The sequence below is a fragment of the Gordonia sp. i37 genome (genome assembly GCF_002043085.1).
Classification (GTDB): domain Bacteria; phylum Actinomycetota; class Actinomycetes; order Mycobacteriales; family Mycobacteriaceae; genus Gordonia; species Gordonia polyisoprenivorans.
Map to the genome: position 1 here is coordinate 1 of NZ_MVPX01000203.1, position 12,343 is coordinate 12,343.

Annotated in this window: 8 protein-coding genes and 2 pseudogenes; 7 read left to right on the plus strand and 3 right to left on the minus strand. The window is 68.3% G+C overall.

The features are described from left to right. The 4 genes and pseudogenes from B1964_RS09430 to B1964_RS09445 form a co-directional block, all read left to right on the plus strand. Window positions 1–767: pseudogene (locus B1964_RS09430) on the plus strand (ABC transporter substrate-binding protein); the annotation flags it as partial. Next, window positions 749–1,366 (plus strand): adenine phosphoribosyltransferase, encoded by a 618-nt coding sequence (locus B1964_RS09435; RefSeq protein WP_253193941.1) that lies wholly within the window; start codon window positions 749–751, stop codon window positions 1,364–1,366. The pseudogene B1964_RS09430 and the gene B1964_RS09435, both read left to right, overlap by 19 nt. Before the next feature lie 26 nt (window positions 1,367–1,392). After that, window positions 1,393–2,106, plus strand: coding sequence for a PBS lyase heat domain-containing protein repeat-containing protein (locus B1964_RS09440; RefSeq protein WP_079929595.1), 714 nt, complete (start codon window positions 1,393–1,395; stop codon window positions 2,104–2,106). A gap of 168 nt (window positions 2,107–2,274) precedes the next feature. Further along, window positions 2,275–4,650 (plus strand): bifunctional (p)ppGpp synthetase/guanosine-3',5'-bis(diphosphate) 3'-pyrophosphohydrolase, encoded by a 2,376-nt coding sequence (locus B1964_RS09445; protein ID WP_079929596.1) that lies wholly within the window; start codon window positions 2,275–2,277, stop codon window positions 4,648–4,650. Window positions 4,651–4,703: 53 nt separating this feature from the next. Here the strand turns inward: B1964_RS09445 and B1964_RS09450 are convergent, their stop codons facing one another. Next, window positions 4,704–5,807 (minus strand): peptidylprolyl isomerase, encoded by a 1,104-nt coding sequence (locus tag B1964_RS09450; protein WP_079929597.1) that lies wholly within the window; start codon window positions 5,805–5,807, stop codon window positions 4,704–4,706. Window positions 5,808–6,022: 215 nt separating this feature from the next. Between B1964_RS09450 and B1964_RS09455 the strand changes: the two genes are divergently transcribed. Together B1964_RS09455 and hisS are read left to right on the plus strand one after the other, a co-directional pair. Then, window positions 6,023–6,754: an MBL fold metallo-hydrolase gene (locus tag B1964_RS09455; protein ID WP_014359896.1), complete on the plus strand. Its 732-nt coding sequence runs from the start codon at window positions 6,023–6,025 to the stop codon at window positions 6,752–6,754. After that, the gene (hisS, locus tag B1964_RS09460; RefSeq protein WP_014359897.1) at window positions 6,751–8,016 is read left to right on the plus strand and encodes a histidine--tRNA ligase; all 1,266 of its coding nucleotides are present in this window, start codon (window positions 6,751–6,753) and stop codon (window positions 8,014–8,016) included. Before B1964_RS09455 ends, hisS begins: the two co-directional genes overlap by 4 nt. Before the next feature lie 63 nt (window positions 8,017–8,079). Here the strand turns inward: hisS and B1964_RS09465 are convergent. Both B1964_RS09465 and B1964_RS09470 read right to left on the minus strand, forming a co-directional pair. After that, a pseudogene (locus tag B1964_RS09465) lies at window positions 8,080–9,735 on the minus strand (DUF885 domain-containing protein); the annotation flags it as partial. Beyond that, the gene (locus B1964_RS09470) at window positions 9,735–10,607 is read right to left on the minus strand and encodes a neutral zinc metallopeptidase (protein WP_079929599.1); all 873 of its coding nucleotides are present in this window, start codon (window positions 10,605–10,607) and stop codon (window positions 9,735–9,737) included. The pseudogene B1964_RS09465 and the gene B1964_RS09470, both read right to left, overlap by 1 nt. Before the next feature lie 181 nt (window positions 10,608–10,788). Here B1964_RS09470 and aspS point away from each other — a divergent pair. Continuing rightward, window positions 10,789–12,343, plus strand: a 1,555-nt coding sequence (aspS, locus tag B1964_RS09475) for an aspartate--tRNA ligase (RefSeq protein ID WP_079929600.1), incomplete at its 3' end; no start/stop codon positions are given.

A 12,343-nucleotide genomic window follows, 5' to 3' on the forward strand; every position in this document is an offset into this window, starting at 1 on the left:
AGGCGCTCGGCGTCGAGGGGCTCGTGCTGTCCGGGCGCGGGGTGTTCGCCGACACCCGGGTGCGACGGGCCTTCGCCTCCTGTGTGCCACGCGATGCGCTCGCCCGGCAATTCGGATACGGGGCCCAGATGTGGAATATGCGGGTACTCGCGCCGGGCGACGAGTTGGCCGCATCGCTGAACGGCGAGTTCGGCACGCAATACGCACGTCCCGATCTCCCGCGCGCCCGTGACCTGCTGTCCCAGGCGGCCGATGATGCCGGGGGTCGACCGGCCAAGACGGTGCGTATCGGCTATGCCGCACCGACCGAGCGCTGGAAACAGATGGTCGCGGGCATCGCCACCGCGTGTGCCCCCGCAGGAATCACCGTCACCGATGTCGGTGCCGACACCCACGGGGTCGGAACACTCGGTTCCTCGGCCGACGCGCTGTTTTTGGCCAACGGCGCCGCCTTCGCCGCCGCGGGGGCCGCGGACGAGGCCCGCGATGCCTACCAACTGCGTGGAGACGACCCACTCGACCTGGCGAACTTCTCGAACCCGCAGGTCAATGACGCGATCGACGCTCTGGCGGTCACCGATCTCGAATCCGAGCGACTCGCGCTCGTCCGGACCATCGAGAACGCGGCGTGGGCTCAAGTGCCCTCGATCCCGCTGTTCGCCGCCCCCCGCGCGCATGGCTGGAAAGATCGGATCACCAACGTCGTCGCAGGTGCGGGGCGAAACGGAACGGGATGGAACATGGACCGATGGGTACGCAGCCAGTGAGCAAGGACAGTGATAGCCCTACCCCCGACACCCCGACTGTCGACGCCCCGACTGTCGACGCCCTGGCCCGGGCGCGAACCGCGATCGCCGAACACGGCCGCATGGTGGCCGATTTCCCGGCGCCGGGAATCGATTTCAAGGATCTGACGCCGGTGCTCGCCGACCCCGACGGGTTGTCGGCGATCGTGACCGCGCTGACCCATGGCTGCGGGTCGGTCGATCTGGTGGCGGGCATCGACGCCCGCGGCTTCCTACTCGGTGGAGCCGTCGCGCGGGAACTGGGGGTCGGAATCCTCGCCGTCCGCAAGGGCGGGAAACTCCCGCCACCGGTGTACTCGATCGACTACGACCTCGAATACGGCAGTGCGCGACTGGAGATCCCGGCGAGCGGAATCGACATCACCGGATCGCGGGTACTGCTCGTCGACGACGTCCTTGCCACCGGCGGCACCGTGGTGGCGGCGGCCGAACTGCTCCGTCGCGCCGGCGCCGAGGTGATCGGGGTCGCGGTGATCATGGAGATCGCGGCGCTCGGCGGTCGGGCCCGCATCGCCGACGGATTCGCCGGCATTCCGGTGCACGCGGTCACCTCCGACTGATCGACCGATGAGAATCGTTGGCGGGCATGGGTGTTGAGGAGTATCGACGCGAACTCGCCGCCTTGGGCGACGCGCCGGCGCGGTGGTTGGCCTATCTGGATGCGCACTCGGGTCTGCCCGGGCCACGGGCGAACCTGACCTTGCTGGCCGCCTTCGTGGAGGAGGCGTCCGCCACGACGATCTGGCAGGCCGTCGATGACGCCGACGAATACCGGGCCACCTGCGGGGCCGCCGGGATCGGACGTCTGCTCCGTGCGGCCGAGGACCGCTCGAAAGGTCTTGTCCGGCTGCGTGAACTCGCCGCCGACGAGCGGTGGCGGATACGGGAGGGCGTGGCCATGGCGCTGCAACGGTGGGGTGACGACGATCCCGACTCGATGGCCGCGGTGGCACGGGAGTGGGCGGACGGACCCGGCCCCCTGCTCGCCCGCGCCGCGGTCGCCGCGATCTGCGAACCGAGGCTGCTGCGGACCCCCGAGATGGCCGCCCACGCGATCGACGTGTGCGAACGGGCCACCGACGTATTGCGTGCCGTCCCCGACGCACGCCGGCGCGCACCGGACACCCGTACCTTGCGTAAGGGATTGGGATACGGGTGGAGCGTCGCGGTCGCCGCCGACCCGGACGCCGGATTGCCGGTGTTCGACGCGCTGTCACAGGATCCGGACCCCGACGTCGCCTGGGTGGTGCGCTCCAATCTCGGCAAGGCGCGGCTCAAGCGGATACGTGGCGATCGCTGAGCCGTGATGCCGCCACGGGCTGCCCGGCTCGTCACATTCCGGCCGGACCGCCGGTGCTCCCGAATGCGCGGATTAGACTTGCGACATGTGTGGTGGGACCGACCTGTGGTGTGAGGCAACGATCCGATGCGCCCGCCGCGTCCACCGCCGAAGCCGAGGGAGGGTCTGATGGCCGACGAGCCGAACACCGCGGGCCCGATCACCGACGCCGGACCCGCCGAGGTGGAGTCGGCATCGGTCGAGTCCGCAGCAGCGGGCGACCCCAACGATGCGTTGCCACAACATTCGTCCGCGTCGCGGCGGGTGCGTGCCCGCCTCGCGCGCCGGATGACCGCGACCCGCAGCCCGGTTCGTCCGGTGCTCGAACCGCTGGTCACCCTGCACCGGGAGATCTACCCGAAAGCCGACGTCGCGTTGCTGCAACGCGCCTACGACGTCGCCGACGAACGTCATCAGGGGCAGAACCGCAAGTCCGGTGACCCCTACATCACCCATCCGCTCGCTGTGGCCACGATCCTCGCCGACCTCGGTATGGACACCATCACCCTGGTCGCCGCGCTGTTGCACGACACCGTCGAGGACACCGGATACAGCCTCGAGCAACTGGAATCGGAGTTCGGGGCGGAGGTCGCCCACCTCGTCGACGGGGTGACCAAGCTCGACAAGGTGGCCCTCGGCAGCGCCGCGGAGGCCGAGACGATCCGCAAGATGATCATCGCGATGGCCCGTGACCCACGCGTGTTGGTGATCAAGGTCGCCGACCGGTTGCACAACATGCGCACGATGCGCTTCCTGCCCCCGGAGAAGCAGGCCCGCAAGGCGCGAGAGACGCTGGAAGTCATTGCGCCCCTTGCCCATCGGCTCGGTATGGCGACGGTCAAGTGGGAGCTCGAGGACCTCTCCTTCGCGATCCTGCACCCCAAACGGTACGAGGAGATCGTGCGGCTGGTCGCCGACCGCGCACCCTCACGCGACACCTATCTGGCGCGGGTGCGCGCCGACATCAACAACGCGCTGTCCTCGGCCCGGATCACCGCGACGGTCGAGGGCCGGCCCAAGCACTACTGGTCGATCTATCAGAAGATGATCGTCAAGGGCCGCGAATTCGACGACATCCATGATCTCGTCGGCATGCGCATCCTGTGTGACGAGGTGCGCGACTGTTACGCCGCGGTCGGCGTGGTGCACTCGCTGTGGCAGCCGATGGCGGGCCGGTTCAAGGACTACATCGCCCAGCCACGGTTCGGGGTCTACCAGTCCTTGCACACCACGGTGATCGGCCCCGAGGGCAAACCCCTCGAGGTGCAGATCCGCACCTACGACATGCACCGCACCGCCGAGTTCGGCATCGCCGCCCACTGGCGATACAAGGAGAGTGGCTACAAGGATCGCAAGGGTCGCAAATCCGATGTCGCCGAGGTCGACGACATGGCGTGGATGCGCCAACTCCTCGACTGGCAGCGAGAAGCCGCCGACCCGGGGGAGTTCCTGGAGTCGCTGCGCTACGACCTCGCGGTCAAGGAGATCTTCGTGTTCACCCCGAAGGGTGATGTGATCACGCTGCCCGCCGGGTCGACACCGGTCGATTTCGCTTACGCGGTGCACACCGAGGTCGGTCACCGCTGTATCGGCGCACGTGTCAACGGCCGGCTCGTCGCCCTCGAACGGACCCTCGAGAACGGTGAGGTCGTCGAGGTGTTCACCTCGAAGGCGCCCACGGCCGGGCCCAGCAAGGACTGGCAGAACTTTGTCGTCTCACCACGTGCGAAGGCCAAGATCCGGCAGTGGTTTGCCAAGGAGCGTCGCGAGGAGGCGCTCGAGCACGGCAAGGACGCCATCGCCAAGGAGGTCCGCCGCGGGGGACTGCCGCTGCAGCGATTGATGAGTGCGGACTCGATGGCCGCGGTCGCCAAGGAATTGCGGTACACCGATGTCAGCGCGCTCTACACCGCGGTCGGGGAGAACCACGTCTCGGCTCGGCATGTGGTGAACCGTCTCGTCGCCGCTCTCGGTGGCATCGACGAGGCCGCCGAGCAGATCGCCGAGCGCTCCACCCCGTCGACCATGCCCAGCCGTTCCCGTCAGGGCGGTGATGCCGGCGTGGTCGTCGAGGGCGTCGACAATGTGCTGATCAAGCTCGCCAAGTGCTGCACCCCGGTACCCGGTGACGAGATCATGGGCTTCGTGACCCGCGGTGGCGGGATCAGCGTGCACCGCACCGACTGCACCAACGCCACCGCCTTGCGCGATCAGTCCGAACGGATCATCGACGTCTCCTGGGCGCCGTCACCCGAATCGATCTTCCTCGTCGCCATCCAGGTCGAGGCGCTCGACCGTCACCGGCTGCTCTCCGACGTGACCAAGGTGCTCGCCGACGAACGGGTGAACATCCTCTCGGCATCGGTCACCACCAGCCGCGATCGCGTCGCGATCAGCAAATTCACCTTCGAGATGGGCGACCCGAAGCACCTCGGACACGTCTTGAACGTCGTCCGCAATGTCGAAGGCGTCTACGACGTGTACCGCGTCACCTCGGCTGCCTGAGAAGTCGGCGGCCTGATGGGTCTCGCCACGGCCGGGCCGTGGCGAGATCGGCGTCAGGAGACCTTGGCGGTCTCGATGGTGATCGGCAGCTTCGGTGAGCCGTCGTCGGCGGTGCGCTCGTACGCGCCGGTCGTCTGGTTGGGTCCGATGCCGGGGTTCACGCCACCGGCGAACACCTTGTCGATGACCTTCATACCGTCAGGTGCGACGGTGCCGACCACCGCGTAACTCGGCGGCAGGGTGCCGTCCTGGATGAGGATGAAGAATTGCGCCGACCCACCGGAATTCGCCTCACCCTGCTGGGCGCTACCGCTGTTGGCGATCGCGACGGTCCCGCGCGGGTAGGTGACGGCCTGCTGGCCGGTCATCGGGTTGGCCTGACCGGACGGCTTGAGATCGGTCGGCGGCTCGTCGGGGCTCGTCCAGCCGGGCTGGCCGAGACCGGTGCCGGTCGGGTCACCGCACTGCAGGACCTTCAGCGCCGCGGTCGTCATCCGATGGCACGGGCTGTTGTCGTAGTAGCCGTGATCGGCGAGCGAGATGACCGCGCCGGTGTTACACGGAGCACCGGTGCGATTGAGATCGACCGGCACGACACCCTGCGTGGTGGTCAGGGTGAGCGTGGACGTGCCGTCCTTGGCCTGCGTCTTGTCGGGCATCGGCGCGGTCTTCTGCTTGGACTCGCCGGCCTTCACCTTGTCGATCTGCTCCTGATAGAGCGCGCGCTGGGCGGGATCGGTGATCTCGGCGGGAACCGTCGTCGGGATCTGCTTGAAGTTGCTGTCCTTGGCGACGTAATCGCACGTCGTGTGCGAGGCGTTGAATCGATCGGTCTGGATCTTGTCGACGATGAAGTAGGTGGCGGTCGCCAGTACCGCGATGACCACCACACCCGAAACCGAACCGATGAGGACCTTGCGTTTGCGGGCAGCCGCGCGTTCGCGCTCCAACCGTTCCTCGAGCTTGCGCTTGGCGGCCTCGCGTCGTTGCTCGTTGGTCAGCGCCCGGTCGCCCGTCGCCGGATCCGCGGGACCGTCGCCCGCGGGATCGGAGGGATTCTTGCTCAGGTTCGGCCCCGTCGGACTCGAGGTGGCCGGGTCATCGTTGTCGGCATCGTTGTGGGCACCCGGCTTCTCGGGTTCCTTGTTGCTCGCCACGCTGTGACCCCTCCTCGGTGTGCGCTTGGTGTCGTATGCGCTCTGCTCGTCGTCCGACTCCCGCCGGACACCCCATGCAGTGTGCCAGTATCTCCTGTGAACTCGCCGCACCGGGTCGAGGACACAGCCGGGCGTGGCGACGCTCGCGCCGACAAAAGAGCTGGTACGCCGACCGCGGCCGAGGCCGCCGGATTCCCATGAGACACAATGGAGCCATGCTGATCACCGGCTTCCCCGCAGGCATGTTCCAGACCAACTGCTACATCCTCGCCCCGGCACCCGGTGGCGAGGCCGTCGTCATCGATCCCGGACAGGACGCCGCACCGATGGCGAAGAAGGTGCTGGCAGAGCATGATCTCACCCCGGTCGCGGTACTGCTGACCCACGGCCATCTCGATCACACGTGGACCGCCGCGGATCTCTGCGACGAGTTCTCGATCCCGGCCTACATCCACCCCGAGGACCGGCCGATGCTCGCCGATCCGGGCATCGGTCTCGGCCATGCGCTCTCCTCGGTGATCGGGTCGCTGGAGTTCCGGGAACCGGACAAGGTGCTCGACTTCGTCGACGGCGAGACGGTGGAGATCGCCGGGCTGCGGCTGGCGGTCGACCACGCACCGGGTCACACGCAGGGCTCGGTGTTGCTGACCCTCGATGTGCCGGTCGACGAGAGCGGCGCCGGTGACACCGTCCCGGTGTGTTTCTCCGGTGACGTATTGTTCTCCGGGTCGATCGGCCGTACCGATCTGCCCGGCGGCAACCATCAGCAGCTGCTCGACTCCATCGCTGCTCGGCTGCTGACCCGCACCGACGACACCCAGGTCCTGCCCGGGCACGGACCGCAGACCTCGATCGGTGCCGAACGTGCGAGCAATCCGTTCCTCGCCGGTCTCGCCGGTGGCGCCGAGGGCACCAGTACCGCGAAGAAGGGACGAATGGGCCTGTGACCAACGATTTCGCCGCACCTCGGGGTATCCCGGACTACTACCCGCCGGCCTCGGCCGACTTCCGCAAGGTGCGCGACACACTCACCGAGGCGGCACGGCGTGCGGGGTACGGCCACATCGAGTTGCCCGTTTTCGAGGACACCGCGCTGTTCGCGCGTGGGGTGGGTGAGTCCACCGACGTCGTCAGCAAGGAGATGTACACCTTCGCCGACCGCGGTGGCCGCTCGGTCACGCTGCGCCCGGAGGGCACCGCGGGCGTGATGCGCGCGGTCATCCAACACGGTCTCGACCGTGGTCAGTTGCCGGTCAAACTCTGCTATGCGGGTCCGTTCTTCCGGTACGAGAAGCCGCAGACCGGTCGCTACCGCCAGCTCCAGCAGGTCGGTGTGGAGGCCATCGGCGTCGACGATCCGGCCCTCGACGCCGAGGTCATCGCGATCGCCGACGAGGGCTACCGACGCCTCGGGCTCTCCGGCTTCCGGCTGGAAATCACCTCCCTCGGCGACGACGAGAGCCGACCCCGGTATCGGGAAGCGTTGCAGCAGTTCCTCTTCGGGCTCGACCTCGACGAGCCGACCCGTCAACGCGCCGAGATCAATCCGCTGCGTGTGCTCGACGACAAACGTCCCGAGATCAAGGCCGCCACCGCCGACGCGCCGCTGCTGCTGGACTATCTGAGCGACGACGCGCGGGCACACTTCGACACCGTGCTCGCCCACCTGAACCGGCTCGGCGTGCCCTACGAGATCAATCCGCGGCTGGTACGCGGACTCGACTACTACACCAAGACCACCTTCGAATTCGTCCACGACGGACTGGGTGCGCAGTCGGGGATCGGTGGCGGCGGACGCTACGACGGCCTCATGCAGCAGATCGGCGGTAAGCAGGATCTGTCGGGTATCGGATTCGGCCTCGGCGTCGATCGCACGATGCTCGCCCTCGAAGCGGAAGGCGTCGCGGGTGCCGACGCCGCGCGCGTCGAGGTCTTCGGGGTTCCGCTCGGTGCCGATGCGAAAGCCGAATTGGTATCTGTCGCAGGGACTCTGCGGGCCGCGGGAATCAGCGTCGATCTCGCCTACGGCGATCGCGGTCTGAAGGGTGCGATGAAGGCGGCCGACCGGTCCGGGGCACGGCTCGCGCTCGTGCTCGGTGATCGCGAACTCGCCGAGCGCACCATCGAGATCAAGAATCTCGCGACCGGCGACCAGCATCGGGCCTCGCTCGACGGCCTCGTCGACGAGGTACGGGGCCTGCTGGGCTGAGGCGCACGTCGATCCGTATGACATTCCCTCCGGAAACCGGAGGAAATGTCATACGGATCGGCCTCAACCCGCTCGGCGCATCTGCTCGGCGAGGACATCGAGGCTCACCCCGCCGAGCGCCAGCGCGCGGGTGTGGAACTGCTTGAGCGTCCACCCCGGATGCGCGGCGAGGGCGGCGTCGCGGGTCTGTTCCCAGACCCGTTGTCCCAGTGCGTAGGACGGCGCCTGACCGGGCCAGCCCAGGTAGCGGTCGAGCTCGAAACGCAACACCGCCCGGTCCATGGCCACCGACGAGGTGAGAAATCTCCAGGCCTTCTCGGCGTCCCAGATGCCGCCGCCGACCGACTCGGGGGCACGCAATCGGCAGTGCACGCCGATGTCGACGACCACCCGCGCCGCGCGCAGCCGCTGCGAATCCAGCATGCCCATCCGGTCGCCCGGGTCGTCGAGCCAGCCCAGTTCGGCCATCAGGCGTTCGGCGTAGAGCGCCCAGCCCTCGCCGTGCCCGGAGGTGAACGACGCCAGTTTGCGCCACGAGTTGAGATCATCGTCGACGATCGCCGAACCCAGCTGGAGGTGATGACCGGGCACTCCCTCGTGGTAGACGGTGGTCTTCTCCTGCCACGTGTGAAACACGGTCTGCCCCGGGGGAACCGCCCACCACATGCGGCCCGGCCGGCTCAGGTCGGCGGCGGGCTGGGTGTAGTAGATGATGCCGGTCGACGACGGCGCGAGCCGGCATTCCAGCCTGGTCAGCCGGGACGGGATCTCGAAGTGGGTGCCGGCCAGTCCGTCGACGGCGGCGTCGGAGGTCGCCTGCATCCAGTCGACCAACGCCTGCTTGTCGTGGATCTGATACCGCGCATCGGCATCGAGTGCGGCCAGGGCGTCGGCGACCGTCCCCCCGGGTACGAGTTGCGCGGCGATGGCCTGCTGTTCGGCGACGATTTCCCGCAGATGATCCAGACCCCAGTCGTAGGCCTCTTCGGGGTCGGCGTCGGCACCGAGATAGTGCGGCAGATGCAGCAGGTACCGGTCACGGCCGACCGCATCGTCGTCGACGGCGTCGGGCGCCACCCCGGTGCGCAGGTGGCCGGCGAAGTCGGCGAAGGCCGAACCCGCTGCGGTGGTGGCGGATTCGAGGTCGGCGGCCAGTTCGGGGTCGGCGACGATGGAGCCGGTGTTCGCCGAGATCGCTGCAAGCGCCTGATCTGCCTGCGCGGCAACGAGTTCCACCTGCCGGCGGGCGAACGGCGGCCCGGCTGCGCGTCGTTGTTCGAGGCCGGCGATCGCGGTGGTCAGCGCGTCCGGGATCGCCGCGATCCGGCGCACCATCGTCTCACGCGCCGCCGGTGAACCGGTGTCCATCAGATCGAAGATGTCGCGGATCGCCTGTAGTGGAGAGGCGATGACGTTGCAGACACCGGTCAGTTCTCCCGCATCGGCGAGTGCGAGCTCACGGCGCAGCGACGCCGTCATCGTCGCGACGGTCACCCGGTCGACGTCGTCGGACACCTCGGCGGCACCCAGCGCGGCCAGCGTCGCGCGGGCGTGCTCGGCGCGAGTGGCGACGGCGTCGGGGGAGAAGTCGGTGAGCCGGTCTGCGGCGGCGTCATCGATCCCGAGTTCGGTGGCCAGGATCGGGTCGTCGGTGGCCATCGTGCGCAGATGGGCGTCGGCGATCGCGTCGACGGCGGTGCTGGTGCGTGCGGACGGCATCACAGGTCGTTGGTGGCGAAGGTGTCGCAGCGCTTGGGGTCGCCGCCCTGATAGCCGATGGTGAACCATCGCGCGCGCTGCTGCGCCGACCCGTGCGTCCAGCCCTCCGGGTTGGAGTTGGCGCCCTGGATGGTGTCGTCACCGATGGCCTTGGCGGTCTGGATGACCCCGGCGATATCCTGTTGGGTCAGTTGTTGCAGCCGGTTGTCGTATCCCTCGTCACTGGCGTGATGCGCCCACCCCCCGGCCAGGCAGTCGGCCTGCAGTTCCACGCGCACCGATCCCGACAACGGTCCCTGCGAGCCGAGTTGCTGTCCCTTGCGCAGTGCCCCGGTCAGGTTCTGCACGTGATGGCCGTACTCGTGGGCCACGACGTACTCCTGCGCGAGGGCGCCATTGCTGCCGCCCATCTGGACGAGGGTGTCGAAGAAATCCGGGTCGAAGTAGGCGGTCTTGTCCGCGGGGCAGTAGAACGGGCCGGTCGCCGAGGTAGCCGCACCACACGCGGTGTTCACCGACCCGCTGAAGATCGTGGTCTTGGGTGGGGTGTAGTTCGACATCAGCGTCGGCCAGACGTGGTCGAGGCTGTTGGTGGTGGCCACGATCCGGCAGATCGCGTCACCCTGATTGGCCATCTCCACGGTGCAGGACCGGATGTGCTCGTCGATCACCGACGACGAGGCCGAGTTGGAGCTCCCGGTCCCGGTGGTGCCGCCGCCCATGATGTCTCCCGGGTTGACCCCGAACAACAACGCCACGATGGTGATGATCAGTCCGGCACCACCGCCGAGTGCGATCCGGCCGGCGCCGCCACCGCCACCCCCGCCGGAGACGTTCCCGGTGTCGAGTGGCCCGCTGCCCTGAAAAGTCATGGCCACAGCGTAACGAGACGAACCACCCGGATCGGGTCGAACAGTTCGAGACTCGCCGACGCCGCAGCCGTGCGCGACAACCGCCCGGGCGGTGGCCGCCTGCGTGCGGTGGCCGCCTAAGATTGTCAGGGGCTGACGCGCCCACCGATCTCGACGTCTCCACCCTTGAGGAAGGACCTTCGTGCTCCGCACACATCTCGCCGGTTCCCTGCGCCGCGCCGATGCCACGCAGACCGTCACCGTCGCCGGCTGGGTGGCCCGCCGCCGCGATCACGGGGGCGTGGTGTTCATCGATCTGCGTGACAGCTCCGGACTCGTGCAGGTGGTGTTCCGGGACGAGGCGGTCGCCGCGGCCGCGCATCGGCTGCGTGCCGAGTACTGCATCGCCGTGACCGGCGTCGTCGAGGTGCGCCCCGAGGGCAGCGAGAACCCCAATCTGCCGTCGGGTGAGATCGAGATCAACGCCGCGCGACTCGAGGTGCTCAACGAGGCGGCGCCGTTGCCGTTCCAGCTCGACGAGAACCCCGGCGAGGAGACGCGCCTGCGCCACCGGTACCTCGACCTGCGCCGCGAGGGTCCCGGATCGGCGCTGCGGCTGCGCTCGAAGGTCAACGCCGCCGCCCGCGGGGTGTTGCTCGCCCGCGACTTCGTCGAGATCGAGACCCCGACGCTGACGCGCTCGACCCCCGAGGGCGCCCGCGACTTCCTCGTGCCCGCACGCCTGCAGCCGGGTTCGTTCTACGCCCTCCCGCAGAGCCCACAGCTGTTCAAGCAGTTGCTGATGGTCGCGGGTATGGAGCGGTACTTCCAGATCGCGCGCTGCTACCGCGACGAGGACTTCCGCGCCGACCGTCAGCCGGAGTTCACCCAGCTCGACGTCGAGATGAGCTTCGTCGATCAGGACGACGTGATCGCCCTCGCCGAGGAGATCCTCGTCGCGCTGTGGCGGCTGATCGGGGTGGAGCTGACCACACCGATCCCGCGCATCACCTACGCCGACGCGATGCGTCGCTTCGGCAGCGACAAACCCGACCTGCGTTTCGACATCGAACTGGTCGAATGCACGGAGTACTTCTCCGAGACCCCGTTCCGCGTGTTCCAGGCGCCGTACGTCGGCGCCGTCGTCATGCCCGGGGGAGCCTCGCAGCCGCGACGCACCCTCGACGCCTGGCAGGAGTGGGCCAAGCAACGCGGGGCCAAGGGCCTGGCCTATGTGCTCGTCAACGACGACGGCACTCTCGGCGGACCGGTCGCCAAGAACCTCTCCGACGCCGAACGTGACGGTCTGGCAGCACATGTCGGGGCCGCGCCGGGCGACTGCGTGTTCTTCGCCGCCGGGCCCGCGAAGGCGCAGCGAGCGTTGCTCGGCGCCGCACGCTCGGAGATCGCGATGCGACTGGGACTCATCCCGGCAGCGGGTGAACCGATCGACCCCGCGACCGCGGACTGGGCATTCACCTGGGTCGTCGACGCGCCGCTGTTCGAGCCGGCCGACGAGGCGAGTGCCGCGGGCGACGTCGCCGTCGGCTCCGGAGCCTGGACCGCCGTGCACCACGCCTTCACCTCGCCGACCCCGGAATCGTTGGAGCACCTCGAATCCGATCCCGGTGCGGCGCTGGCCTACGCCTACGACATCGTGTGCAACGGCAACGAGATCGGTGGCGGATCGATCCGTATCCATCGCCGCGACGTGCAGGAACGGGTCTTCGAGATCATGGGCATCGGGCCCGAGGAGG